Origin of the sequence: Paenibacillus sp. W4I10 (assembly GCF_030816325.1) — a bacterium.
GTDB classification, from domain to species: domain Bacteria; phylum Bacillota; class Bacilli; order Paenibacillales; family Paenibacillaceae; genus Paenibacillus; species Paenibacillus amylolyticus_B.
Genome location: NZ_JAUSXX010000001.1, coordinates 2,806,333 through 2,832,671 on the forward strand (window position 1 = coordinate 2,806,333; position 26,339 = coordinate 2,832,671).

Genomic DNA, 26,339 nt, shown 5'->3' on the forward strand with positions numbered 1-26,339 from the left:
CGTTTACTCCATCTGGTCTATTATAGACTCACTTCAAGATAAATCACAAGTCGTCATTTTAGTTGTAGTTCCTTGCAAACACTGGTCACATTTCGTTAACGTTTAGTGTGATCTATATCACACAGACCCGCTTGCCCCCTATCTATACTTGCTATAAACCAAAGCACGATCAGCTCCATGACCGATTTATTATCCAACTATTTCATATCATATCGGGAGGGAAAATGTATGTTAAGTGAGCACACCATTAGAGTCATTAAATCTACAGTACCCGTACTTGAAGTTCACGGTGAAGCGATCACACGCCATTTTTACGAAACGATGTTCGCAGCTCATCCGGAACTATTGAATATTTTCAATCACGCAAATCAGAAACAGGGACGACAGCAAGCCGCCCTCGCCAATATGGTATACACCGCTGCCCTGCATATCGATAATCTGTCATCCATCCTGCCTGCCGTCCGGCAAGTTGCACATAAACATCGCAGCCTGGGTATCGTTCCTGAGCAATACGCGATTGTCGGCACCTATCTGCTTCAAGCCATCAAAGATGTCCTTGGAGACGCAGCAACGGATGAGATTATCACAGCATGGGGCGAAGCCTATAATGTCATCGCAGGTGCCTTTATCGGGATCGAACAGGATATGTATACAAAAGCGGAAAACCAGACGGGTGGCTGGGAAGGATTTCGTACCTTCAAGGTTGCCAAGAAAGTGCAGGAAAGTGAAATCATCACGTCCTTCTACCTCGTTCCAGACGATGGTCAGCCCATTGCCAGTTATGAACCGGGACAATACATCAGTATCAAAATCCAGCCAGAGGCACAGTCATTTACCCAGATTCGTCAGTATAGCCTTTCAGATACCCCGGGTAAACCCTACTATCGCATTTCCGTTAAACGTGAGCGAGGTGTATTAGAGCGCCCTGACGGAGTTATATCCACGTATCTCCACAATCACATTGAAGAAGGTAGTCTGGTGGAGCTATCCGCTCCTGCTGGCGACTTCACGCTGATTGCAGACGATAAACGACCTGTTGTTCTCCTAAGTGGTGGTGTTGGCTTAACGCCAATGATCAGCATGTTAGACACGCTAGTTAACTTGAATGAGAATCGTCCCATTACATTTTTGCATGCAAGTCCCAATGGTCAATCGCACGCGTTCCGTGATCATGTGAACAGTCTGGCCAAACGTAATCAGGGCGTTAAAGCTTATTATTGTTATACTCAACCTGAGGAGGCTGATCGTGAAAATGAGTATTTTCATAAGGAAGGTTATATGGATGCTACCTGGCTTCGTCAAGTGATTGATGAACTGGATGCCACCTATTATCTGTGCGGACCCGTTTCGTTCATGCAGGCAGTGTATACGGAACTTCAGGCGCTTGGTGTTACAGCGGACAACATTCATTATGAATTTTTTGGGCCGAAAGCAAGTCTATCTCCCGCGCCGGAAAGTGTCTAAGCGTGCTGATTGCGAGATGTATGATGATTTATTAAGATGACTTATTAAGATGAAGAAGTCGTTCTCCAATTATCAAAAATCTGTAATATACAATAGATTTGCAGGCACAGTCTGACATCTGCTGATGTTGGATTTGTGCCTTTTTCTTGTCTGAATTGGCGCATGATTTGATCTAATACATGACATCCCCTATGATGGAATGGATGTTATACATACTCGGTTATCCAATCGAAAGGAGTACGTCTAATCATGAAAGCCGTAGGCGTCATTGTTGAATATAACCCCTTGCACAATGGGCATGTCTATCATTTGCAAGAAGCTCGGCGGCTAAGCGGCGCAGACGCCGTTGTTGCAGTTATGAGCGGCCCTTTTCTCCAGCGTGGCGAACCCGCCATCGTTGGTAAAAGGGCACGCACCGAGATGGCGCTGCACGCAGGCGCGGATCTCGTGCTTGAACTGCCGGTTGCGTACGCGGTCCAACCGGCCGAGTGGTTTGCCTTCGGTGCGGTATCGCTGCTGCACCGCACCGGCATTGTGGACTCGCTCTGCTTTGGCAGCGAGTCTGGCGACCTGGACAGCCTGCAGCGCATTGCGCGCGTGCTGGCTGTGGAGCCCGCAGGGATGCGCGAGGACATCGCGCGCCGCCTGCGGGAAGGCGCCAGCTACCCCGCCGCGTACGCAGGCGCGGCGGCGGCACTGGCGCCCGGCGGCGTCGATGCTCACGACGCCGCTGCACTGCTGGAGCAGCCCAACAATTCGCTTGGGCTGCACTACCTGATCGCGCTGCAAAGACTTGGCAGCGCGATCCAGCCCTTTACGGCGGCGCGTACCGGTGCCGCGTATCATGAGGCGACGCCCGGGCCGGGGGCGATCGCCAGTGCCACAGCCGTCCGCCGCCTGCTGATGGCGGACGGACCCAACGCCGCCGCGCCATACGTGCCGGCGGCAACCCTTGCCATTCTGCATCGCGAATGGCAGGAAGGGCGCGCTCCCATACACTGGGAGCGCTTTGCACAGCCGCTGTTGCACCTTGCGGCCACCCGCCGTGCCTCCGAGCTGGAACGCATCGCCGAAGTCACGGAAGGCCTGGAACACCGACTGAGCCGTGCACTCGCTCAGCTCCCGGAGCCTTCAGTCGAAGCACTCCTGAATGCACTGAAGACCAAACGATACACACGCACCAAACTCCAGCGTATGCTCGCCCACCTGCTCCTGAATCACACCAAAGCCGAGTGTTCACCAGAGCAATTGGCTGCCGGACCCGGATATCTACGAGTCCTCGGATTTAATGCTCAAGGGCAGAGCCTGCTTAAACAAATGAAGAAGACTGCATCGCTTCCTGTTGTGCTGAAACCGTCGACGTTCACACACAATCAACTTGAACTGGATATACAAGCTCAGGTTGCGTATGGGCTCGCTTGCGAGCATAGGGACACACGCAAGATGTTCAGTGACTACTATGAGTCGCCTGTGAGACTGTAATCCGCTTTGGCCCATAAGGCTTCATCTCCTAAGAAGCTTTTCATTCCATCATCAAACAGATTATTGATATCCACTATTCGTTACTCAACTATAAAATTAAAAAATCCCCTAGCTGCTGCGCGCCTCTCAGGCACCTCGCAACTAGGGGATTTCCTTATTAACTTCTGTTGATCTTCTCAAATCTCTTGATCACACTTCATTCCACTGTATTCAATTATTCCGATTTCATCCGTTCTTTATTCATGCGGTTCAACTCAACTCGATCTCTTCCCGCCCGATTATAACCTATGATTTCACGGACAAGGTTTTCAAATAAGCCAGCGCATCATCCACCGTGCTCACAGGCACAAGTTTCATTTTGGTGCCGATCTGTTCAGCCTTGGCTGCTGCTTCCTTATAGTTATCCTTCGGCACAAAGAAGATCTCCGCTTCTTTTCGATCAGCTGCTACAATCTTGTGCACTACACCACCAATGGCACCCACCACACCGTCCTTGGTAATGGTACCCGTACCCGCAATTCGATGCCCCTTGGTCAGATCTCCAGGTGTTAACTGGTTATAGATCTCCAACGTAAACATCAAGCCGGCAGACGGACCACCAACCTGAGTATCTGTAAAGGAGATCTGTTTGTCCGGATCTTCAGCTTTCACCTTCTGAACCGCACCAATCATAACGCCGAGTCCCGGGCGGGTTTCACCCGTTTTACTGTCTTTTACCTGAATCAGTTTCACGTCCCGGCTAATGGTCTCTCCACCACGTTCCAGTTGCATTTCGACTGTATCTCCGACCTTTTTATCTTTTAACTGGGCAGAAAGCACCGTATTATCCGGCGTAGCTGTTCCGTTCACTCCCAGAATGATATCTCCCGGAGCAATGTCTCCTTCCGGTTTGGGGTCTTCGGACAGTCCAAATACAAAGATATGTTCAGGTACAATAGAGTAAGCCACATCAGCCTGCTCATATGCAGCCTCCATTGCGGAGGATTGTGAGTCACTCATGAACCACACCTGTTCAGCAGAGTATTCCGCTTCGCTTTTGCCGCGCAGTCGGTCTTCCTTTTTATCCACTTGAGCATTTTTATTGAACAGAGAGGTTCCTAGCAAAAACACATTGGCATATGTTGCCGACACGGTTGTCATCATGAACACACCGCGTTCTTCCTGGTCTCCACCCTTAACGGTTACCATTGGTTTTACTTCATCTGCACTGCCAGGCATATATATGATATACGGCGTTGGCATGTACACGGCAACATAGACGACCAGAGCCACCACGATCACAAAGATCGAAGCTCTGAATCCGCCAGATTTCCGAATCCGATTCATCGCATGAGCCTCCGTTCTTTGTATCTCTATATAAGCTGAACTCTACACTAATCAGCGATAGTAATTCCATCTTGTTTAATCATTTTTTCAAGTCTAACACTCTGGTCCTTGTGCATACAATGGTACAGGCCGGATAGGCCGCTGTAAACAATAGCCTGTCCGGTCAAGGCCGAACCGCCCTTCGGGCGTCATTCGGCCGTCCATAACGATTCAGATGCCAAATCGGCGTTATCTGATATGAGGTGAAACGATGACATTACAGAGCGAGGTTAGAGATTCTGGCCCGTTACGAACGATAATCCTAAGCACCGGCGCTTTAATGTTGGTCATTGCGGTAGTTGCGTCCCCCAAAGAAGCGTTTGATGCCTCTATTCAAGGTCTGGATATATGGTGGAAAATCATCTTCCCTGCCATGCTCCCGTTCCTTATGTTATCCCAAATGCTCACTGCGTTTGGCTTCACCCACGCGATCGGCGCCTTGCTCGGACCGTTGATGCAACGGTGGTTTAGACTTCCAGGCAACGCAGGTCTGGCGATTGCCGTTGGCATGTGCGGCGGATTCCCGGCAGGAGCAGATGCGGTATCCCGTTTATTTCAGGATAGACAAATTACCGCCAAGCAGGCGGTTGTCCTTGCGGCGGCATCTCATTTTGCCAATCCAATGATGATCATACTGGTCGTCGGTGCTGCTTTTCTCCACCAGCCAGCGGCCGGATATTTTCTACTCGTGGTCCACTGGATCAGCGGCTGGATTGCTGCCATTCTTGCCACGCGTCTCCTGCCTGCACCGGGTAACCGAACAAACAGGGTTGGCTCGACAGCCCTGCAAGCAGATAACAGCTCTCTTGATTCTCAGCCTACAAGTCCTGCAAGTTGCACAAGTCGCTCATCTGCACCCCACCATGCTACGTCTAAACGACGCAGTATATGGTCCGATATGATGATTGCAGCCAGGGAAGCCCATAGTCGTGATGGAAGAGGATTTGGCAAACTGCTCGGTGACACCGTATCCCAAGCTGTACAGACCTTGATGATGACTGGAGGATACATGATCGGTTTTGCCGTGTTTATCCGGTTGGTCTCCCTTTATCTGACTCCCGGCTCCTCTGCTGCGCTTTGGCCAGCCTTCTTCGAGCTTCACCTGGGCACCTATCATTTGAGCCAGACTTCATTAACACCCATGCTGCTCATGTCTCTACTTGCAGCCGTTCTCGGATGGGGTGGTTTATGCTCCCATCTGCAAGTTTCTGTTGTCTTGAAAACAACTGGTCCGGGCACCAAATCGATGTTGTACTTTGCTGGAGTTCGCCTGACTCATGGATTAATCGCCTTTTTCATCAGTCTGTTCCTATGGATGCCGTTCAGCCGTTATAAAGCACAGAAGTCTGGACCACATTACAGACGAATGCAGAGCAGGACCTTTCAACACCATTCGGTTGGCTATTCATACATAGTCCAGGTAACACATACACGATCAACACCATTTGGAGTGTCTTCCCTGCTGCATGTATGGGTCTTGCGTTACTTCTTGCAGTCATGATTAGTCTATCGGGTCTTACCTTCTGGTTTAACCGCCGGTTTTCTCGCTGATTTTCTGACGGAGCGCAGCTTCCACTTCAGGTGAGACAAGATCTGTAACATCTCCATGATAATGAGCGATTTCTTTGACGATGCTGGAACTCAAATAGGAATATTTAGGATTTGTCATCATAAATATGGTTTCCGCATCCGGGTTCAACTTGCTGTTGGTCGATGCCAATTGCAACTCGTATTCAAAATCAGTTACCGAGCGTATACCTCGAACGATGACCTGAGCTTCCTTTTGCCGGACGTAATTGGCTGTCAGATCGCGGAAACTGTCCACCTCTACATTTGGTAGATGGCGGGTTACTTCCGTAATCAATTTCTTGCGTTCCTCCACCGTAAACAGCGGATTTTTGCTCATATTGTTCAACACAGCCACAATGACGCGATCAAATTGCTTCGACGCTCTGGCGATAATATCCAGGTGCCCCATCGTTACGGGATCAAAACTTCCAGGATATACGGCGATCCGTTCCTGTCGATGTATCATTTCAGTCATGAGGAGCCTCCTCTTCCGGTGTAATGGATTCTCCATCTTCAACTGCTTCAGGCGAATAATAGTAGATGGATACTGCCGTCTCCCCATACAAAGCCTTGCGCGTTTGTTCAAACGGGCCGAATTGCTCAGGGTAATCATGTTTGGATTCATATTCAAGCACGATGGTTGCTTCGGGTTCCAGAAGCTCCAGTTCGTGCATGGTTAACATCAACTCGTGCCCGTTCTTCATGCGATATGGCGGGTCAAGAAACACCAGATCAAACGTTGTGCCTCGTTTGGCGAGTGCCTTCAATGCCCGACCTGCATCATTACGATATACGGCCGCCTGGTCTTCAAGCTTGGTTGCCTTCAGATTCATGCGGATAACTTCAATACTTTTCGATTCCAAATCAACAAAAACAGCCTTGTCCATGCCGCGGCTCAGCGCCTCAATACCGAGACCTCCACTGCCTGCAAACAGATCCAATGCTGTGCCGCCCTCAAAATAAGGACCAACCATGCTAAATAACGCTTCCTTCACCTTGTCGGTGGTCGGCCGCGTACCCGTGCCAGGAACAGCCTTCAGCGGCCTGCCTTTTGCACTCCCAGATACCACTCTCACTTGACGAGTCACCTTTTCTCTATGTAAGTTTATTGATACAACTATCGTACCACACTCGGGTTCAGTTTGAAAAATGTGCGGTCTTCATTTCCCTTGGAAAATTGTTGACGAATTGTTGACGCATATGTATAAAAAGGAAACAATCGGGCGATTCTATAATTATCGACATCACAAGTGTCGTAGACAACCGCGGAGAAGACTTACGTTTCCCCATAAGCTCTTCGTCCGGTTTCTCCTCTCCCATGAAAAAGAAGCTCTCGAAAGAGGGCTTCTTTTTGTTGTTTAAGTTTTCATTTATTATGTTAGTTATATTTTTCTTCAAATTCACTTATTTCGGCTTCCTCTTCAGTCTGCAACCATCCGATCTCCCTCAGCCACATGCCCATATTTGCGATAAATTCATTTGAATCTAGATGTTCAATCTTGTATTTCTTAATCTTTTCACTCAAAAAAGCATAAAACTCATGGCTTAACACATACCGTTGTTTGCTTTTGCTTAATGTCTTATACCGATCCTCACTGACCACCAGATCAAAATAGATGACATTCTCCTTCTTCACATGCGCAAGATTGGCAACTTGCGTTAAACCTGAAGTGTCAGTTGATCGGCCCAGAATCATCACTAAACTCCTCCTTGTTCATTTTCAACATTCGTAATGAAACTAAAAAAGGCTGACTAGTGATGTAAACTCCGTCAACCTTTCCTACTTTCCTAATGTTTATCATTCTTGTGTATTACAAACTCAGGAAGCTATGCTAATTCAGCTCTCTATGTTTCCGATTGGCAAGTCGTAAATTGATCAATGGAATGATAAGTAAAACAACCGGCAAGAGAAGATTTATCGAACCCGTCTTAATCATCATGAAGGTAATAAACAGCACGGCGAGCCAGGTTATAATCTCCATCATTTCATATTTGGTTAACGTCAGCTTGAAAGCTTTTTTCGAAATGAAACGAATCAAAAAATAAGCGATCAAGCTATAGAACAGGATCATTCCCAAAATTGCAACAGTGATTATGAGGTACATCTCCACCATAAAAATCTCACCCGACCCTAATATCATTTCCTTAATTTTACCATATAAGCAATAGGGTGTCATTCCAAATTCCGAACCAGCGTTCCTTCAAGACTGCGATTTACGCTTTACTTCTCTTCTACAACAATCGTTGCATTATAGATCACAACACGTTTCCCATTGAGATCAAATAATACTTTATTGCCGTATTCCGTATCTTCCACGTCAATTTTGCCGTCATAGGTCTGAATCAATTCACCATTATTGCTGTACACTTTAACAACCCTCTCCAGGCCGCCCGAGTTATTGGACCTCATCGTTTTGAGTGCACGTTCACCTGAAGCGGTATTGAAATACCATATGAAACATCCAACAATGATGCCCAGAAAGACCAACACCGTCACCCATATACCTGTCTTTGCTTTTTTACTCATCTTGAACCCCCTCTTATGTTTCCTGTCTCGTACATTACGAGGTTGGAGAGAGAACGGTTTCATACAATGCCTCTCAAGCTGTTCGTTGACATAACAAAACAGAGGCCTCCGATGAGCGAAGACCTCTGTTCTTTATAGTATACATTCTTTATTCTGTACGATTCTTTTACTTACAGTGCTCGAATGACAAATTCAAATGTCAGTTCGCCGTCTGAAGGGATCAGGTATTCCGGATGAACTGGAGCACCCCAGCTATCATCACCGCCAACACCCATTTGTTTACCTGCTACAGTCACGACCGTATAGTGCACAGGAGGTAATTCGTACGCATGCTGTGCGTTCTCCAGCTCAAATGCTGTATATGGTGATACATTCAGCTCAACCGGAGTTCCGGATGCTTCAATTTTGAAGCCACGTCCCGCGTTGTCTGTCAATTTGGCCCAACGTACGCCCGTACGGTTGCCTGATTCCTGTGGTACCAGATATGGAGCCATGGTATCAGCTACCTTGCTGCCATGGATGCCCAGACGTGCGCCAAATGCGCGGTCTGCATAATTTTCTTCTGGTCCCATCGCGAGCCATTCCACGTTTTCGAAGTCAGGTGATGTTCTGAAGGACAATGCATGAATTGGTAGGTTCGGCAATCCTGCTGTACCTTTGTACGTATTATGAACACGTACACTTCCATCTGCATGCACGGTATAAGCCACTTTTACTTGTACATCCTCTGAAATGTTGAGCTTGTACGTGAACTCGATCCGGTATTGATCCGGTTTCTGTTCCGCTTTCCACTCTACAGAACGTGGCATCAGGCTCGCTGCATACCAGGCGCCCAGTTCGAAGCCCATCGCCATACCTTTGTCATTATCCGTCATTGCACGCCAGAAGAGCGGTGCAGGTGGTACAGCAATAGTCTCACGACCGGACAATTTCAGGGAAACCAGTGTCCCAAACTGTTTGGAGAACAGCGCATGTGTCTTGCCAGCACGAACACCGATATTAACGTCACCTTCAATAACCTGTACATCACTTACAAGGTTCAGGTCCGTCTCGACTGCATCATTTACCTGATCCTGTGTGAAAATAAACTGTCCAAATGCCACTTCTTCGCCTTTGTCAGCCCACATTGTAGCTTCTTTTAACACAAATGCAGTGTTCACAGCGTACTCGCCGCTCACCAGAGCTTCTGCACCCAGCGGAAGTTTCACTACCGTCTCGCTTTGTGCATCCACGTTCACTTCCAATGTTCCACGCAGCACTTCATGTCCCGCGCGCTCCAGGCTGTATACCAGTTCCAGCGCAGATGTATCTGCGAACAGATTACCGTTCACGATTTTGACACCTTCACGATCCGGGAACAGCTTGATGTTCTGGTAAAGGAATTTAACCTCCTGCATTTTCGCAGTTACTTTACGGTCAGCATGGACAATACCGTTGCCACAGAACGAATAGTCTGATGGACGATCACCAAAATCTCCGCCATAAGCGAGAAATTCTTTGCCGTAACGATCTTTTTTATAAATGGATTGGTCGATGTAATCCCAGATGAATCCACCTTGATACATCGGATATTTGTCTTCCAACTCCGTATATTTGTGCATACCGCCAATAGAGTTACCCATGGCATGCATGTACTCACAGCTGATATACGGTTTCGTCGGGTTTGCATTCAGGAATTCCTCAATGTCCGCCGGTTTGGCATACATGCGAGTCTCCATATCACTTGTTTCATCGAAACGGCGATCATGGAATACACCTTCATAATGTACCAGACGTGTTGGATCAGCTGATTTGAAGTATTGGGATACTTTGTAGATGACTTCACCACCATGTGATTCATTACCACAAGACCAGATCAGAATGGACGGATGGTTTTTGTCACGCTCCACCATGGACACAGCGCGGTCCATAACGATATCATGCCATTCCGGTTTGTCACCTGGAATAACCCAAGAAGGCTCAACGGCGCCAAGTTTCTGCCAAGATCCGTGTGTCTCCAGGTTCATCTCGTCAATAACATAAAGTCCGTATTCATCACACAACTCATACCAAAGACTTTGGTTTGGATAGTGTGACGTACGTACAGCATTCATGTTGTTCTGTTTGATCGTACGAACATCCCACAGCATATCTTCCTTCGTAACCGCACGTCCACGACGCGGGTTGAACTCATGACGATTCACACCTTTGAATACGATACGTTTACCGTTGATGTGCATCACTTTATCAATCATTTCAAATGTACGGAAACCAACGGCTTGAGGAACAACCTCAACCAGTGTACCTGCAGCATCATATACACGGATATAGAGACGGTACAAGTACGGAATCTCTGCGCTCCACAGGTTTACTGTACCGATATCTTCACGAAGACTTACTTGCCCATCGTTAACTTTGGATTCAAACGTTTTAACAGTATTGCCTTCACGATCACGAAGTTCAGCCTCTACTCGCGCTCCAGCAACCGCTTTTCCTTCCAGTTTCAAATCTAGTTGCAATGTACCGTTGGTATAGGACTTGTCCAGATCTGTGCGAACATGAACATCACGTACGTGTGCAGTTGGGACCGTATACAGATACACATCTCTGAAAATACCGGAGAAACGCCAGAAATCCTGATCTTCCAGCCAGCTGCCTGTGCTGCGTTGATACACCTCAACTGCGAGTTTGTTCTCTCCATCCTGAAGGAATGGCGTCAGGTCAAAATCAGATGGCGTGAAGCTGTCTTCCCCGTATCCTACGAATTGTCCGTTAAGCCATACATAGAATGCAGACTCCACACCTTGGAAAGAAATATATACCGGATTCGACTCCCAACCTGTTGGCAGGTGGAATGTGCGAATGTAACTTCCAACCGGATTTTTATCCTGTGGTAATGCTGGTGGACGAATGTCGTTCAAGCCATCCCAAGGATATTGTGTATTTACATATTGAATCTGTCCGTATCCTTGAAGTTGGATATGCCCCGGAACTTCAATATCATCCCAGCCTTCACTGGAAAAATCGGATGTATAGAAAAACTCAGAACGGCTGTCTGGACGAATTGCATAGTTGAATTTCCACGTACCATTCAGATCATAACGCATGGACATCGCGCCTGAACCTACTGCCTCTTCCATTGTTTGGTAATAACGGTGATCGGAATAGGCATGAAGACGGTTCACCTCAAATACACTTACGTCCCCCAACCAGTTGATATCTGCCTTTGTTGCTTTCATCGGCTCTCTCTCCCTTTAAAACGTTATAGTTTGACTTATTCAAGGTTTACTCTGGATTTCCTTTTTGCTTTACATAAACAAAAAAGACAGAGGTACGCCATAACAGCGCCCTCTCTTCTTTCCTGCACCCGTCATTTGCACGGATTATGCTGTTTTCATTACTTCACGGAACCTACCATACCTGCAACAAAATGTTTCTGCATGATGAAGAAAACGATTGCTGTGGGCAGTGTTGCAATAACGATCGCTGTCATGATTACTCCGTAATCCGGAGAATAACCAGCACCCAGATTTGAGATCAACAGTGGAATCGTTTGTTGGTCAGGTGTTTGCAATACAATGAGTGGCCACAGATAGTTGTTCCAGCTACTCATGAATGTAATGATTGCTGCCGCTGCATATGTTGTTTTCATGGTTGGCATATAGATCTTCAAGAAGATGCCGAGTTCACTCAAACCATCAATACGTCCAGCTTCCAGCAAGTCTTTCGGGAACATTTTGGTGTTCTGACGGAAGAAAAAGATCAGGAACGCTGTTGCGATGGTTGGCAGGATCACTGCTGCCATCGTGTTGATTCCGATAACCGGTGCAACTCCCGAGATTGTTGCAAACATACGATACAATGGTACCATAATCGCTGCAAACGGGATCATCATGGACAACAACAGGATATTAAACACGACATCACGGGACTTCGTGCGATATACCTCGAAGCCATAACCTGCCATGGAACCAATAAACAGTGCCAAGACAGTGGAGATTACAGAGATAATCGCCGAGTTTCCGAGAGCCTGTACCAGATTTGTCGAATCAATCAGTTTGTTGAAGTTATCAATAAAAGCTGAACCGGGCAGCAGTCTACCCTTGGTGACATCGACTGATGCATTTGTTGAACTGACCAGCATCCAGAAGAAAGGGAAAATGGATACAAAGGCGACGATGGATAGGAACACATACGTGAAAATCCGTTTTGCTTTAGCTTTAGCCATTTTTATTATCACCTGCCACTTTAAACTGGATGATGGACAATACAATAATCAAGATTACGATGGAATAAGACACTGTTGCTGCATAACCGAAGTCCGGTGAATATTTGAACGAAAGGTTGTAGATGTATTGTGAAATCGACATGGTCGCATTACCTGGACCACCTTTGGTAATATTCATGATCTCATCGAAGATTTGCAATGTACCAATCGTTGATGTGATGGACGTGAAGAGGATAATCGGTTTAAGCAAAGGTACTGTGATTTTGAAGAATTGTGTAAAAGCATTCGCTCCGTCAATTCTTGCAGCTTCATAGATCGATTGATCGATGTTTTGCAGGGATGACAGATAGAAAATCATGTTATATCCGGTCCAACGCCAAGTAACGGCGATTATGATCGTAATTTTAGCCCAGAACGGGTCTGTGATCCATTGAATTGGATCGCCAATAATGTGCAAGCCCATAAGGAATTGATTCACCATTCCATCTGGTGCGAACAAATATTTGAATACAACAGAGTACGCTACCAATGAAGTTACACAAGGCAAGAAAATCGCTGTACGGAAGAAGCTCCGGAAGCGTAGTGTGCTGTCATTCAGCAATACGGAAATAAACAAACCAAGAATAATCATTACAGGCACTTGAATAATCAAGTAGATAAATGTATTCGATAATGCTGTACGGAACGTTGTATCCACTAACAATCTTTTGTAGTTAGAAAGGCCCGAAAATTCAAGATTGGCTCCTACACCAGACTTGAACGATAAGAGCAGCGCTTGGATCATCGGGTAGAAGTAAAATGCAACAATCCCGACAACAGCCAGCAAAACAAAAGCCCATCCAGTCAAATTATTTTTCTTTTGGAGACTGTCTCCTGTATTCATGGCTTTCACAGTATGGCTCCTCTCTCTCCATGGAACATGGGTAGAACCCACGGAGCCTCTCGCCATATCCGGTTCGACTTGCGCCGGACATGGGAGACGGCTCCGATGTTTCCTAGGGTTCTATAAGTTACCTTGGGTATCTTAGTTTAATTGTGCTTCAGCTTGTTTTTGTGCATCAGCCAGAACGTCATCGATTGATTTACCGTTCAGGAATGCTTGCATTTCTACAACCAGAATATCTTCAATGGCATATGTGTTGATACCATAGTTTACGCTTGGAATTTCTTTCGTCCAATTCGCAAAGTCTGTGAAGATTTTTTGTCCGCCGAAGTACTCGTCTGCTTTCGCATAAGCTTCGCCATCAACTGCTGGTTTGTACGTACCAATTGCGCCGATGTTGTTCAACAGATCTTGATACAATTGTTTGTCAGAACCAAATGTTTTTGCTACAAAATCAGCTGCTTGATCTGCACCAGGAACGTTGTTCATAACATACCAAGAGCTACCACCCAAGTTGGATGCGTGAACAGAGTTTGGTTGACCAGCCATTTTCGGCATTGGAGCTACAGCCCATTTCCCGGATTGGGAAGCTTCTTGACGTACAGATGGTGAGAACCAGTTACCTGTAGGAATTGTTGCTACGCTACCGTTATTGGCGTTGGCAACGAATTGACTCCAGTCAGAGTGCAATTTAACAATGTTGGCATCCATCATCGCTTTGTATGTGATGAAAGCTTCTTTCAGTGCAGCGTTAGTAGCAATGTCAGGTGTTTTACCATCTTCTGTGGAATACCATTTACCTGCAGTTTGGATCATCATACGAATCAAACCAAGGTCATTCGGGTCAAGAGAAAGAAGCTCTTTACCTGTTTTAGCTTTTACGTCTTTACCAATTTGGATGTAATCATCCCAAGTAATGTCTTGCAGGTCAGCTGCTTTGTAGCCAGCTTGCTCCAGCAGGTCTGTTCTGTAGTACAAACCAGCAACGCCGGAGTCAAATGGTACTCCGTATTGTTTGCCATCAAACGCTGTTGGTCCGAGTTTGTAATCTGCAAAATCGGAAGCCGTGATACTGGAAGACAGATCTTTGAACGCATCCGGATATGCATTCAGGAAGCTTTGTGAACGATAGTCTTCAATCAGAACTACGTTTGGAAGACCGCTGGCAGTTCCGGAGTTAAGACCTGTGTTCAGTTTCTGAATGATATCAGCTTGAGCGTATTCAATGATGTTAATTTTCACATCAGGATTTGCTTTTTGATATGCTTCTTTTGCTGTTTCCATTGCAGCTACGTTAAAAGCTTTGTCCCAAGCCCAGACCGTAATTTCGTTTGTTTTTTCGTCACCACCACTAGCGGAATTACCTCCGCCACCGGATGAACATGCGGACAACAGCAGTACTGTAACGAGCATCAATACCCACATTTTTTTCAAAACATTCAACTCCCCTTCAACCTCTTTGTGTGTAATTTGTTTGCGTTTTCTGAAAGCGGTTGCTTTCGATGTATTCATCTTATCATTCCCATATCTCCATTCGTTAGTAATAATTTTGTACGGATTTGTCATCTTATTGCCACAATGAAAACCTTTACAGAAACCGTTTGCATTAAATTTGGTTTTTTGTAATTTCTTTTGATTTTGTAATTTCTTGATCTTGAAATAGTACAAAAATGATTTCACCCGCTTTACCTCTGACACGTGAAAATCCCCGTCTCTGTAGAAAACAGAAGCGAGGGATCTCGATTTTAAGTGTATTTAATCGAATCGGGTTTCGATTCAACTCGTGATTAAAGGCAGTGTAACGGTGACTCTCGTTCCTTCCCCAACCGTACTCATAATGGTGACACCATAAGGTGTACCATATAATAACTCAATACGGTCATGTACATTGCGAATACCGATACCGCTGAATAGTTGACGATTGTTCTTTGGATTGGGCAACGTTTCTCCCATGACAAGCCCTTCAATTCCATCCCCATTGTCCATAATCTCACAGATGAGTGATTCTCCCGCTCTGGAAACCATGACATGAATCGTACCCGTTTCTTTCTTGATGAATCCATGGAAAAATGCATTCTCGATAAACGGCTGGATCATCAGTTTGGGTACATGATAGTGTGTACAATCCGGAGCCACGTAGAAAGCTGCTTTAATCCGGCCACCATATCTGACGTGATTAATGAAGACATAATTTTTCAAATTCTCGACTTCTTGTTCCACTGTAACAGTCTGACTCACATCACTGATCGTATTTTGCAGCAATCCAATTAATGCATTAATGGTCTCCGCAGCCCTGTCTTTGTTGCCTTGTTGCACCAGAACTTTGACAGATGCAAGTGTATTGTACAAGAAGTGAGGATTAATCTGACTCTGTAATGCCGCAAGCTCTGCGTTACGTTGTTCATGCTGGGTCTGTACTAACTGATCCACATAATCATGCAGTTCATCAAGCATGTAATTGTAAGCATGGCCCAGCTGCCTGCTCTCGTAGCTTCCACTCACCGGAATATAGTTGTCCAGATCACTTTTTGTAATATTGGACATCTGCTTCACAAGTCTGCGCAGGGACTTGGTAATCTGGCTGGTGATGAGAAATACCAGAATAAGGGCACCTACAACAATAGCTGCACAGATCAGGGCAACCGTCTTCATGTCGATGAGTTGACCCATCGCCAGATCCTTATCCACGACATTGACAATGTAAAACCGATAGAACGGTAGATACTCGGATAGCACAACGCTATCCTGATCCATCACACGAGCATTAATACTTCTCGGAGAGTTGTTGTTCATATCCCGGGCATACGATAGCAAATCCAGCTGAGTTGTTCCGATCCAGTCTTCACGATTCGATGATACAATCTCACCTTTTTCATTCATAATGACCACATCATTGCCACGACTTGTAAAGCTGCTGTAAAATTGCCGGAATATGTCTTCTCTCATCGTGACATAGAGCGTACCGTATATTCGGCTGCGTGTTCGGTCCGTCAACGCCTTCGTCGCAGAGATCATCTGCTGACTCCCGATCATTGCCTCGTTTTGGTAATCATCAAAGATAAGACGACTGGGCGTCTCAGCAGCTTCCATCGTAATTGGCTCTTGCTTCAATTCATCCACGGACAACTGAAGGTGAGCGCGATTCGTGGAATAGCTCCGTCCATTAATCCCGATAATCGTTATCCCTACTTCGTAGGATTCGGTTATGGATTGAATTCGATCCATCGTTTCCCTCATATTATAGAAGGATTTGGCCATCGTGAGGGAATCGGCATCTCCTTCGGACAGGAATCCTCGGATCGATCCACTCTGCGTCACATTATTCGATACGGCAGCAATGGCCTCGTTAAATGACTCAAAATTTGTCTTGATCTGATTAAGCACCTTGGAGTTTGTGATACTGAACGTCTCGGTAAACAGATTGGTTGACATGTGAATGGTCGTCCATAAGATGAGTACAGAAACGAGGACAATACTGACCACCATAACCAGAAACAACTTGGGAAACAATCCGAGACGAGATAATTGGTTCATCCATTTCTTCATGATCTTATCCTTCTGACTTTATGCCCAGAATTTGCGCCGGTATCGGCTTGGTGATAATCCGGTGAATTTTTTGAACACCTTGCAAAAGTAACTATGATCGGAATAGCCTACCATACTGCTAATCTCAGAGATCGTTACATCATCGGATCGGAGCAATTCCTCGGCTTTTTCTATCCGAATTTTATTTAAGTATTCATTAAATCCTTCTTTTTTGTGAGATGAGAAATAACTTGATAAATACGATGGATTAAAATGAAAATGCTTGGCTACTTCAGCAAGCCCGAGCGGCTGATCAAAGTGCTCATGCATGTAATCCAGCAGCATCTTCATGTTGGGATCACTTCGTTTTCCACCCGCACCAACGGTGCACTCCTGAACTTCCGTCATGAATTGGTCAAGCACAGTCATAACTTCGTCCAGACTTGAAGCCACGTCCACATTTTTAAAATACGTATATTTGCTCTCTTCCAGCCCGGCGGACTGGACATCCATATCCGCGAGGGTAATGGTCACGTTGAAGATCAAGTTACCGAGAAATGATTTGATCTCAAACACATCGGCAATATAATCCCGTCCAAGTGTTTTTGCATGATCCTGTAAATACTCCCTTGCCGCTTCGACCCGGTTACGCTTCACATGCTGCAAAAACATATTCACATTAAACTGGTAACCTGCGGGATGCATTGGAGGCAGTTCACCATACACCAGGATTGGTCGATGCTTATAATAAAAGCGATATTCAATCAGCTTAATCAGATGTTCCCGGTAAACAACACCCATCTGTTCAAATGAAGTAAAGCTTTCACTAAGCACCCAACCAGGACTGCCTTCTCCTGCTGCATTTTCACTGGCCAACTGTCTGATCCGTTCAAGCATCCATTCATCTCGCGCAGGATCGACATTAAGAAGCATCACAGGTAATGTACCCTCTGCGGGAACCATTGCACATTCTACTTCAGGCAGATCGCTGCGGAGCTTGGATTCAATCTGTTCTTGATCCAGCTTCAGTGGATACCCTCCAGCACCCACGGGTTTATACACAAGCAAGCGAAAGGATTCATACGGAAAGGTATCTCGAATCATCGGCATTTCGCTATCTTCATCCAGTGTAAATCCGGACAGCATCTTCTCCATCAGTTGCCCAAGTCTCCAGCCATCGTGCGAAGGCTCGAACTGTAGCTCGGGAATTTTACCCGCTGTGCGTTGAAGGACTTGCAATAATTCATTTGTATCCAGCTTGGGTTTCAGTATATAATCGGCTGCCCCGTGCTGAAGCGTTGAACGCACATACTCGAATTCACTGAAGCTGCTAAGTACAATAACTTCAATCTGTGGATTACTGGCTTTTAGTGTACGGACAAACGTTTCGCCATCCATGACAGGCATGACAATATCGGTGATCACAATATCCGGTTTTAACAGGTTCACCTGCTGTAATCCTTCTTCACCGTTGGAAGCTTCACCCACAATGATAAATCCTTCCGCTTCCCAGTTCATATGGTGCTTTATGCCCTGTCTTACCAGAAACTCATCGTCAACAATCAGCACCTTGCACAACCGGTTCATGATCGCGACCCCCTTGTCTAATCTTTCCTCTATATCTGTACAGGCTATACCAACTATTATATATCGGTTATAAACACTTTCCAGTGTTAGCGGTTACATTAATTTTAAATTGATTGTACATCTTTTTATATCTTAAAACGATCCTTTAAGCAATGGTAACTATCTATAGTTTACACTATATTTCGACAAAATAAGAAGCCCCGACTCGCCATTTGATCATTTGGCGAATCAGGACCCCTATTTCAATCCTATTTCGTTAAATCACTCACTTATGGTTCAATTCCCCATTGGAGACTTCCCGCGATATAACCGGTGACTTTGGACCAGTCCGTATAGGAAGTCTGACTACCTGCAAAAGAATAATCATCCGTTTGCGTATAGTTGGTCCAATTGTTCTTGGAGATGCGCGTATGGATTTCCGTGCTTTGTCCTGCATTCAGAGTTCCAGCGGAAGCTGTGAATCCAATCTCAAGCACGTGGTCAGCACCTGTCCGTACCGGATTGAGTGCACTGAACGTGCCTGTTACATTCGCACTGCCAGCAGTCGCCCAGTCAGCAAAGAAGTTCTGAGGCTGTTCACCGTTTATCGTGTAATAGTATCTGATTTTCACATCAGACAGATTCAAGGCTGTAGTACCCGTATTTGTCAGTTTGAATTTGGGACTAATCGAGCTGCCCGTTGCTGAAGTGTTGCTGTTAAACATCTCAATACGTAAGGTTCCAACAGGTGCAGCTGTCGTGTCTTTAATGAGCAGATTCAAGGTCGCAGGAGCGCCTGCGCTGAATTGAAAGGTTAGCGTCGCTGCGCCATTTGGCAGTGAAGCCAGGTAGTTTTTACTTAATACGACCTCATTGCCTGTCAACGTGTAATCTGTACCTGAGACCAGCGTTGCATTCCCGTTGCGAATGGATGTAAGTGTATTGCCGTTCAGTGTTAACGTGACTGGAATATTAACCTGATTGCCTGCTTTGCGATCAAATTCGGCTGTAACCGGTGTAATCGCAGAGTTGGTCACTGGAGTACCCCCGCCGTCTCCCTCCGCCATTGTTACCTCCAACACGGTCAGCATACAAAATTCCGCGGCCATTTGTTCCGAGATATACTCTTCCATACAAACGCGGATCACCCGTAATAGTAGTTACACGAGCATACTGATGCTGATCATCATTGATACGAACCCAATTGGCACCACCGTCATCGGAGCGGAAGAATCCACGTGTTCCATCGATCTGTGCAACCGTGTATAACGCAACAACGCTCTGCCCAGGGGCCGCTTTACCAAATCCGATACTGTCTGCTTCCTCTACATTGGCAAGCTTTGTGAATGTCGCTCCTGAATCCGTAGAATGCCATAATCCGTAAGGACCTTCTTCCTCACTACCACCAGCAAACCAGAGTTCGCCTTCAACACCTGGAACGGCATCCAGATCGGCATTTCCTTCCATCGGAAGTCCGGTCGCAGGTGATGCCGTGAAGGTAGCACCACCATTCACACTCACATAGATTTTACCCGCTGCAAATCCATAAAATTTGTTTGGGTTTACACGATCTGAAACCACTTTCGCCTGTGCAGGTATCCCCGTACTTGCCGTCCAGGAATTGCCGCCAGTCGAGTAATGTACACCTTTGTCTGATGTGCTCCACACCAGTCGGTTACCATCCGCAGAGATGGCTACAGTCCCCCCTCCGGTTGTGCCGGCAGGTTCTGCATTGGCCTTATACCACGTAGTCCCCCCATCACTGGACAAACCAATGGATTTTGCATTTGGATCAGCAGCATAATCTGCTTTACCTACGCGAACCATCGTATTTGGACTTAACTCTGCAAAATCCAGACTTTCTGTGGAAGAATAGTTCGGGCTCGTAAATATGGTAGCTGGAGCCTGCTCCAGATTGTTATGACGGAATCCGGAGACATCTCCCACTCCACTTATCAAATGTGCACCACTTGGCGGGCTGATCAGATCCAGTACGGCAATCTCCTCAACCCCCTTCGCCATCACTGAAATATTGATTTTTTCATCATCATCCCAGTCTGTCAGATTCTTCGTTCCATAGATCGTAGCACCTGTTCCATACATCATGCGATCCGAATCAAACGGATCAATCTCCAGATCACCGATCATCCAGCCCAGTTTTGGGGTTGTTTCGGGTGGGGCAGGATTGGTGCCAAATGTGAGCCATGGCGCTGCCGAAATATCCTGTGTATAACGTAACTTCCGGTTCGGATATCCTTCAAATTCCCATATGCGTGTCCATGTCGCTCCGCCATCTGTACTACGGAACAGGGTGGCATCCGGCCACCAAGAATTTAATGTCGCAACCATCAATGTACCGGGATTCTGGGCATCAACAGCCAATCCGCCATATCCAAAATAATTATCCGTGCTGCTGCTTGGAACAGGGCTGATATTGGTCCAGACACCTGTCGTCGTGTTCAGTTTCCACACGTCACCTTTTTCCCCATCATAGGGTCCAACACCATCGCTGTACGTAATATAGAGGCTTCCGTCTGAATCAAACACACCATGATGCGGGATATAACCTGTGGGTTGACCAGCAACAGCTGACCAGGTCAGGCCGCCATTTGTGCTGCGATACACGCTTTGAGCTTTATCCGCAACACCCACATAGATTGTCTGGGTTGCTTGCCCTGCCGAACCTGTTGTTTTGTCAAACGTAATCCATGCCAGACCTACGATGTCACTGGTATATTCATTCGAAGGATCTTGCACATAATTTCCCGGATTCGGGAAGCTTGTTACTTCGTTCCAGGTCACACCGTAATCGATACTTTTCCATAACCCATGACCACTTCGTGCACCGAAATACAGAATACTGTTGTCATTCGGGTCCACGGTCAGGCGTTCTCCCATTGAACGTCCCGGCATGTTGCCGCCCACTTTGAACGGAAGTGTTGTGGTCTGCCATGTATCTCCCCGGTCCGTAGAGCGCAGGATGGAGCCATTATTTTGGTCCCACGAATTCGTATACGTCCCAACTGCCATATACACACGATCGGGATCAACCGGGTCCGTAGCCAGTGCGTCCACACCATTCTTGTTCCAGTCATCCCAGCCGACAAAATCCGTTAAGGGTATCCACCTCTCGTCAGCCGCATTCCAGCGATAGGCTCCCCCGATATCCGTACGGGCATAAATCAGATCCTTTTCCGACTCGTTGAAAATAATGCCTGGTACAAACCCGCCTCCTGCACCAGTTACCACATTTTTCCACTCATAGGCTTCACTTGGTGCCGCCGCTGTCGTTCCAGCAAGTCCTCCCAGCGAGGCGGTTACTACGGCAACCGTCAGACCCATCATTCGCAATTTCCTCATAAACTTTCTCATATCAACTTATCCTCCTCTTCTACTTCGTTACTGCATTTCGGTCTATCCCCGCTGTCTCATCGTGCTGATGATGGCGTGCCAGACGAATCAATGCATCCCTCGATACAAGAAGCCTCACCCCCTTCCAGTCATATTGTTAAGCGCTTACATAATTGTTCTTGATTCGTGGTTATCTGGATAATACTTTCAATAAATAACATTCGCTGGCAATCTCCAAACCCCTCTGTCGAAATTCCGATTTTTGTAAATTTTTTTCAGTGTTTAAACTTGTTTATACAACAAAAAAGCCGCTAAAATAGCGACTTCAATGGGATATAGATTAACACAAGACTTCAACAGTAAATCCACCAGGGGCTTCAACATAAAAAGTATAACCGTGTGCATGCTTAGGTGCGTCTACTTCAAAACCATTGTCTTTCAAAAGACTATATATCCTGTCAACCTCTTGTTCGGTCGGTTGGGGAAATCCGATATGAAAAGTCATTGGATAGAGTACGTTTTTACCCTTCATTAGAGTGAGAATAAAACCTTCATCATCAAACATAACTGCAAATGCGTTTCCTCTCGTACCTTCACATGTCATACCAAAATAAGTCTCTAAAAACTCGCGAGCAGCTGGAACATCAGTAACTGTTAGGTTCAGATGATTTAATTTCATAATTACACCCTTTCCTACATATTTAATACGTCCTCCGTAGAGCTTTATCTTCAATCCAAATAATACCACATAATGGAACTATTTGGTCCGTTACTTTAATGAAAAGTCGTTTTATTTTTGTTCTATACAGACGATAATCTAAATCAAAAAAAGATGCTGTTAGAACAGCACCTTTGTACATTTTATATAAGATTAAAAAATGAAATCGTATCTTACCTGGCAAACAAGACAGAAGTTCACTAAGGTTCACTACATAGGCTCCTGTTTATTTCTGGCTACCATAAGTGTGAGTCTCCTGCCCTTTAACCCCCGGTCTGATGACAAAAAGTGAGCCCGCATCCGGTGTCTCTTTCAGACGTTCTTCCTTAATCCCTATACGTGCTGTTGTAATGTATAACTCTTCGAGATCCGGTCCACCAAAACAGCAGGATGTTACCTGATCTGCCGGCACCTCGATCTGTTGCAACAGTTCTGATGTATACGGGTTCCAGCGAGTGACTCTTCCTCCGCCCCAGTGCGCAACCCACAGCATGCCCTCACCATCAACCGTCATCCCATCCGGAAAACCGAATTCCTCCGGTATGTGAATGACACTTGTCCGATTTTGTATCGTACCTGCCGTCAGATCAAAATCAAACCGGTCAATAGAACGTGTCGGGGTATCAATGTAATACATGGTCTGCCGATCCGGACTCCAGCCCAGGCCGTTGGATGTAGACACACCTTGTACCATTGTGCGAACGGGTTGCCCTTGCTCCAAACAATACAACGATCCGGCTTTGCTTTCATTATTCATGCTCATCGTGCCTGCCCAGAAGCGGCCCTTCGCATCACATTTTCCATCATTAAAACGATTGGTATCCTTATCTTGTTCGGGGTCCTCAATGGCATGCAGCTCACCCGTATGCAAGTGATACGTATGGAATCCACTGCGTAAAGCAACCAAAACTTCGTCACCACGATAGGGAACAACAGCCCCGACATGTTCACCGACATCATAAGCCTGATCCTGCCCTGTAGCCGGATCATACACATGCACCTTAAAGCTTTCAATATCTACCCACAATAATCGATTGTTCTCCGCATCCCAGCTTGGTCCTTCCCCCAGTAATGCTGGGGTTTGTACTGCTACAGTTACGTCGCTCATGCCATCACGTCCTTATTCAGATTTGACGCCGCCTGACCATTCGAATCCGATGGCATCCAAGAATGCTTTGGACAGTACCATATGGCCCGTTGCATCTGGATGTACCCGGTCATAAGTCAACACAGACGTATAGAAATGATCCCAAAATGGAGCAAATGCAGCCTCTGTATCCACATACACCGCATCATACTCACTGGCTACCCTGCGTACCGCTTCTCCGTAGATATCCATCGTTGCCCGCATCGGATCTTCCGGATTGGCCTCAAGATAATAAGGCGTCATTAGTACCAGACCTTTCAGGTTGGGACGAACCGAAGCCACCAGTTCACGCAATGTGGATTCGTATTCTTCAAGAAACACATGTGAGTCTGTTGACAATGGGTTGTCGAACTGACGCCATACATCATTAATGCCAATCATGATCGTCAGCCAGTCCGGTTTAAGGTCAAGCACATCACGATCCCAGCGCTGTTTCAGATCACGAATCGTATTTCCACCATTACCCACATTTTGGACACGCAACATCAATTCCGGATAGATGGACCGCAAGAGGGCATACACTTGCGCTACGTAACCATGGCCCAGACCTGAACTGCCTTCACCTACAGGATGCTCCCGACCACAATCTGTAATCGAATCCCCGATAAACAAAAGTTTGTCGTTTTTTTGCAATTTCATCGTTATTTTCTCCTTCGCTTCAAAGCGCTAATATACGGATTACTCGATTAGTCAGGACCGTTCACTTGATACCAGCCAGAAAAATTACCAGCCTTGATTCTTGAGCCATGTGAGACACAGATCCGACCATACCCGAATCGCATGGTTGTCCTCAGCCAATCCAAGACCATGTGAACCTTTCTCAAAAACGTGCAAATCATAGGGAATGCCATGCTCGCCCAATGCAAGTGCGTAACGCAAGCTATTCTCTACAGGCACTGCCTGGTCAGCGCTGGTGTGCCAGATGAACGCTTCAGGAGCATCCGCTCTCACTTGCTGCTCCGCACTGAAAGCCTTGATCTGCTCGGCAGACGCATCAGACCCAAGCAAATTCTCACGGGAACCGGCATGTCCATAGGACTCCATCGTAATTACCGGATAACAGAGAATAACTCGGTCCGGGCGTGAACTCTGGCGTTCAATGAGGTCCTCATGATCCGGTTGTCCCTCATCATACAGCGTTCCCAATGTTGCTGTGAGATGTCCGCCTGCGGAGAAACCGAGTACTGCAATCTTGGCAGGGTTGATGCCATACTGCTCAGCATGAGCACGAACATAACGTATGGCACGCTGACCATCTGTTATCGGTGCAGGATGCTGGTGAGGCGCCACCCGATATTTCAGGACAAATGCACTTATACCTGCACGGTTCAACAATTCAGCTATTGGAGCACCTTCATGATCAGCCAAAAATCCATAACCGCCACCTGGACACACAATGACAGCGCTCTCTGAACCGGGGTGAATAAATGGAATCAAATGTGGCATTTCGTCTTCATGGCCCTGGGCTGCATAAGGTGCAGCATGATCCCATAAGGGTATAGTTGTTGTCATCTTCAATCATCCTCTCCAAATAGAACGGATACATGGGTCCGTTTAAACGTTTTCGAATCTCAGGAATCGATACCATCATAACGGTAATGACCCTAACGCATCAATACCTTCCTGGCATCACTTTTTGTTCATTTGGGTACATGTTAGTACAAATTACGGAACTGTTCAGGAGTCACCCCCTCAATCCTGCGAAAGGTTGCTACAAAATGGCTTGCATCCCGAAAGCCAACCCTAACTGCAGTTTCCCTAATCGTGGGTCTATGGTCTGCGGTCATGATTTCCTTGGCTTTGCGAATGCGCAGCAAAATGAAATAACTGTAGGCTGTCATGCCAAAGGACTGCTTGAACAAGGTGTTCAGATGTCTGGATGAGATCCCTGTGAGGTCAGCCATATGTTCGAGCCCAATCTCGGGATTCGCATAATGCTGTTCCATGAATGCAATGAGCGGAGCGAGTCTCTCCACGGCATGTGAGATGGAAGAACGATTGCCCGTCATGCCATGTTTTTTGAGCAAAATCAGAAATCGGTATATATCCGCTGACGCCTCGAGTCCCGACAAATCCTGATCACTTCTGATCGAATCCAGCACTTCCTGGCCGTAATCGTTGAACGGGCTGCTCTGCTCCCACTGATGGAACGCCGCTTCACCCAGACTAAGTGACTCCAAGATTGCCGGACACTGGGAACCGCCAAATGTAATATAAAGGGTCTCCCACTCTCCTTGGGCGCGCACATATTCATGCGGTTCATTCGGTGGCAGCAAAATACCTGATGCTTCCCCCAGTATGACCGTGGACCCGGCAAACTTGAATTCTCCGGCTCCCTTCACGGTCTGAAGCCAGTGGTAACAGGGATACCCCACAGGTCTGGACACCTTCTCCTGATTGCCGTTATAACCCAGGCTCTCAATATAAAGGGGCAGCGGTTGATCGCGTGATGTCATGAAATATCGTTGATGTCGGGGGGAGATAAACATGGGATGCCTCCTTGGGTATAAGCTGAAATACACTTCCGTATTCTTA

At 46.5% G+C, this 26,339-nt stretch carries 22 protein-coding genes; 3 read left to right on the plus strand and 19 right to left on the minus strand.

Annotated elements, in window-relative coordinates; translation table 11 throughout:
- The first annotated feature begins 228 nt into the window (after nucleotides 1-228).
- Nucleotides 229-1,464, plus strand: coding sequence for an NO-inducible flavohemoprotein (gene hmpA, locus QF049_RS12470; protein WP_307537752.1), 1,236 nt, complete (start codon nucleotides 229-231; stop codon nucleotides 1,462-1,464).
- A gap of 249 nt (nucleotides 1,465-1,713) precedes the next feature.
- Complete coding sequence (locus QF049_RS12475) at nucleotides 1,714-2,946, plus strand: nucleotidyltransferase (RefSeq protein ID WP_091031958.1); 1,233 nt, start codon at nucleotides 1,714-1,716, stop codon at nucleotides 2,944-2,946.
- Between the two features lie 285 nt (nucleotides 2,947-3,231).
- Here the strand turns inward: QF049_RS12475 and QF049_RS12480 are convergent, their stop codons facing one another.
- Nucleotides 3,232-4,272, minus strand: coding sequence for a SepM family pheromone-processing serine protease (locus QF049_RS12480; RefSeq protein ID WP_307537756.1), 1,041 nt, complete (start codon nucleotides 4,270-4,272; stop codon nucleotides 3,232-3,234).
- A 250-nt stretch (nucleotides 4,273-4,522) separates the two neighbouring features.
- On the opposite strand from QF049_RS12480, the gene QF049_RS12485 reads away from it, so the two are divergent.
- A complete protein-coding gene (locus QF049_RS12485) occupies nucleotides 4,523-5,812 on the plus strand; it encodes a nucleoside recognition domain-containing protein (protein ID WP_307537758.1) in 1,290 nt (429 codons plus the stop codon).
- Nucleotides 5,813-5,839: 27 nt separating this feature from the next.
- Here the strand turns inward: QF049_RS12485 and coaD are convergent, their stop codons facing one another.
- From coaD to QF049_RS12575, 18 genes are all read right to left on the minus strand, one after another.
- Nucleotides 5,840-6,346 carry a pantetheine-phosphate adenylyltransferase gene (gene coaD, locus QF049_RS12490; protein WP_307543224.1) on the minus strand — a complete coding sequence of 169 codons (507 nt, stop codon included), beginning with the start codon at nucleotides 6,344-6,346 and terminating at the stop codon, nucleotides 5,840-5,842.
- A 1-nt stretch (nucleotide 6,347) separates the two neighbouring features.
- Nucleotides 6,348-6,956, minus strand: coding sequence for a 16S rRNA (guanine(966)-N(2))-methyltransferase RsmD (gene rsmD / locus QF049_RS12495; RefSeq protein WP_124114041.1), 609 nt, complete (start codon nucleotides 6,954-6,956; stop codon nucleotides 6,348-6,350).
- A 302-nt stretch (nucleotides 6,957-7,258) separates the two neighbouring features.
- Nucleotides 7,259-7,576 carry a hypothetical protein gene (locus QF049_RS12500; protein ID WP_307537761.1) on the minus strand — a complete coding sequence of 106 codons (318 nt, stop codon included), beginning with the start codon at nucleotides 7,574-7,576 and terminating at the stop codon, nucleotides 7,259-7,261.
- Between the two features lie 136 nt (nucleotides 7,577-7,712).
- Entirely contained in the window at nucleotides 7,713-7,985 is a 273-nt protein-coding gene (locus QF049_RS12505; RefSeq protein ID WP_307537763.1) for a hypothetical protein, read from the minus strand.
- Nucleotides 7,986-8,101: 116 nt separating this feature from the next.
- The gene (locus QF049_RS12510; protein WP_017689244.1) at nucleotides 8,102-8,407 is read right to left on the minus strand and encodes a hypothetical protein; all 306 of its coding nucleotides are present in this window, start codon (nucleotides 8,405-8,407) and stop codon (nucleotides 8,102-8,104) included.
- 170 nt (nucleotides 8,408-8,577) lie between these two features.
- On the minus strand, nucleotides 8,578-11,625 hold the full coding sequence (gene lacZ / locus QF049_RS12515; protein ID WP_307537765.1) for a beta-galactosidase, LacZ type: 3,048 nt from the start codon (nucleotides 11,623-11,625) through the stop codon (nucleotides 8,578-8,580).
- Nucleotides 11,626-11,783: 158 nt separating this feature from the next.
- The gene (locus tag QF049_RS12520; RefSeq protein ID WP_062833750.1) at nucleotides 11,784-12,614 is read right to left on the minus strand and encodes a carbohydrate ABC transporter permease; all 831 of its coding nucleotides are present in this window, start codon (nucleotides 12,612-12,614) and stop codon (nucleotides 11,784-11,786) included.
- A complete protein-coding gene (locus tag QF049_RS12525) occupies nucleotides 12,607-13,497 on the minus strand; it encodes a carbohydrate ABC transporter permease (RefSeq protein WP_036610887.1) in 891 nt (296 codons plus the stop codon). The genes QF049_RS12520 and QF049_RS12525 overlap by 8 nt, the downstream gene beginning before the upstream one ends.
- A gap of 141 nt (nucleotides 13,498-13,638) precedes the next feature.
- The gene (locus tag QF049_RS12530) at nucleotides 13,639-14,931 is read right to left on the minus strand and encodes an extracellular solute-binding protein (protein ID WP_307543226.1); all 1,293 of its coding nucleotides are present in this window, start codon (nucleotides 14,929-14,931) and stop codon (nucleotides 13,639-13,641) included.
- Between the two features lie 342 nt (nucleotides 14,932-15,273).
- Nucleotides 15,274-17,043, minus strand: coding sequence for a sensor histidine kinase (locus QF049_RS12535; RefSeq protein WP_307537768.1), 1,770 nt, complete (start codon nucleotides 17,041-17,043; stop codon nucleotides 15,274-15,276).
- Nucleotides 17,044-17,061: 18 nt separating this feature from the next.
- Nucleotides 17,062-18,609: a response regulator transcription factor gene (locus QF049_RS12540; protein ID WP_307537771.1), complete on the minus strand. Its 1,548-nt coding sequence runs from the start codon at nucleotides 18,607-18,609 to the stop codon at nucleotides 17,062-17,064.
- Between the two features lie 269 nt (nucleotides 18,610-18,878).
- Nucleotides 18,879-19,655 (minus strand): X2-like carbohydrate binding domain-containing protein, encoded by a 777-nt coding sequence (locus tag QF049_RS12545; protein WP_307537773.1) that lies wholly within the window; start codon nucleotides 19,653-19,655, stop codon nucleotides 18,879-18,881.
- On the minus strand, nucleotides 19,585-21,960 hold the full coding sequence (locus QF049_RS12550) for a WD40/YVTN/BNR-like repeat-containing protein (RefSeq protein ID WP_307537775.1): 2,376 nt from the start codon (nucleotides 21,958-21,960) through the stop codon (nucleotides 19,585-19,587). Before QF049_RS12550 ends, QF049_RS12545 begins: the two co-directional genes overlap by 71 nt.
- A 319-nt stretch (nucleotides 21,961-22,279) precedes the next feature.
- Nucleotides 22,280-22,618: a VOC family protein gene (locus QF049_RS12555; protein ID WP_091017364.1), complete on the minus strand. Its 339-nt coding sequence runs from the start codon at nucleotides 22,616-22,618 to the stop codon at nucleotides 22,280-22,282.
- Between the two features lie 265 nt (nucleotides 22,619-22,883).
- Complete coding sequence (locus tag QF049_RS12560) at nucleotides 22,884-23,765, minus strand: SMP-30/gluconolactonase/LRE family protein (protein ID WP_307537778.1); 882 nt, start codon at nucleotides 23,763-23,765, stop codon at nucleotides 22,884-22,886.
- 12 nt (nucleotides 23,766-23,777) lie between these two features.
- Nucleotides 23,778-24,443: an SGNH/GDSL hydrolase family protein gene (locus tag QF049_RS12565; protein ID WP_307537780.1), complete on the minus strand. Its 666-nt coding sequence runs from the start codon at nucleotides 24,441-24,443 to the stop codon at nucleotides 23,778-23,780.
- An 84-nt stretch (nucleotides 24,444-24,527) separates the two neighbouring features.
- Nucleotides 24,528-25,316 (minus strand): alpha/beta hydrolase, encoded by a 789-nt coding sequence (locus QF049_RS12570; protein WP_091017368.1) that lies wholly within the window; start codon nucleotides 25,314-25,316, stop codon nucleotides 24,528-24,530.
- Nucleotides 25,317-25,459: 143 nt separating this feature from the next.
- On the minus strand, nucleotides 25,460-26,293 hold the full coding sequence (locus QF049_RS12575; protein WP_124114031.1) for an AraC family transcriptional regulator: 834 nt from the start codon (nucleotides 26,291-26,293) through the stop codon (nucleotides 25,460-25,462).
- Between the last annotated feature and the right edge of the window lie 46 nt (nucleotides 26,294-26,339).

Bases quoted from the DNA above. Each gene is read 5' to 3' on its own strand.
- hmpA (WP_307537752.1), top strand. From the start codon at position 229: ATGTTAAGTGAGCACACCATTAGAGTCATTAAATCTACAGTACCCGTA.
- QF049_RS12475 (WP_091031958.1), top strand. From the start codon at position 1,714: ATGAAAGCCGTAGGCGTCATTGTTGAATATAACCCCTTGCACAATGGG.
- QF049_RS12480 (WP_307537756.1), bottom strand. From the start codon at position 4,272: ATGAATCGGATTCGGAAATCTGGCGGATTCAGAGCTTCGATCTTTGTG.
- QF049_RS12485 (WP_307537758.1), top strand. From the start codon at position 4,523: ATGACATTACAGAGCGAGGTTAGAGATTCTGGCCCGTTACGAACGATA.
- coaD (WP_307543224.1), bottom strand. From the start codon at position 6,346: ATGATACATCGACAGGAACGGATCGCCGTATATCCTGGAAGTTTTGAT.
- QF049_RS12500 (WP_307537761.1), bottom strand. From the start codon at position 7,576: ATGATTCTGGGCCGATCAACTGACACTTCAGGTTTAACGCAAGTTGCC.
- QF049_RS12505 (WP_307537763.1), bottom strand. From the start codon at position 7,985: ATGTACCTCATAATCACTGTTGCAATTTTGGGAATGATCCTGTTCTAT.
- QF049_RS12510 (WP_017689244.1), bottom strand. From the start codon at position 8,407: ATGAGTAAAAAAGCAAAGACAGGTATATGGGTGACGGTGTTGGTCTTT.
- lacZ (WP_307537765.1), bottom strand. From the start codon at position 11,625: ATGAAAGCAACAAAGGCAGATATCAACTGGTTGGGGGACGTAAGTGTA.
- QF049_RS12520 (WP_062833750.1), bottom strand. From the start codon at position 12,614: ATGGCTAAAGCTAAAGCAAAACGGATTTTCACGTATGTGTTCCTATCC.
- QF049_RS12525 (WP_036610887.1), bottom strand. From the start codon at position 13,497: ATGAATACAGGAGACAGTCTCCAAAAGAAAAATAATTTGACTGGATGG.
- QF049_RS12535 (WP_307537768.1), bottom strand. From the start codon at position 17,043: ATGAAGAAATGGATGAACCAATTATCTCGTCTCGGATTGTTTCCCAAG.
- QF049_RS12540 (WP_307537771.1), bottom strand. From the start codon at position 18,609: ATGAACCGGTTGTGCAAGGTGCTGATTGTTGACGATGAGTTTCTGGTA.
- QF049_RS12545 (WP_307537773.1), bottom strand. From the start codon at position 19,655: ATGGCGGAGGGAGACGGCGGGGGTACTCCAGTGACCAACTCTGCGATT.
- QF049_RS12550 (WP_307537775.1), bottom strand. From the start codon at position 21,960: ATGAGAAAGTTTATGAGGAAATTGCGAATGATGGGTCTGACGGTTGCC.
- QF049_RS12555 (WP_091017364.1), bottom strand. From the start codon at position 22,618: ATGAAATTAAATCATCTGAACCTAACAGTTACTGATGTTCCAGCTGCT.
- QF049_RS12560 (WP_307537778.1), bottom strand. From the start codon at position 23,765: ATGAGCGACGTAACTGTAGCAGTACAAACCCCAGCATTACTGGGGGAA.
- QF049_RS12565 (WP_307537780.1), bottom strand. From the start codon at position 24,443: ATGAAATTGCAAAAAAACGACAAACTTTTGTTTATCGGGGATTCGATT.
- QF049_RS12570 (WP_091017368.1), bottom strand. From the start codon at position 25,316: ATGACAACAACTATACCCTTATGGGATCATGCTGCACCTTATGCAGCC.
- QF049_RS12575 (WP_124114031.1), bottom strand. From the start codon at position 26,293: ATGTTTATCTCCCCCCGACATCAACGATATTTCATGACATCACGCGAT.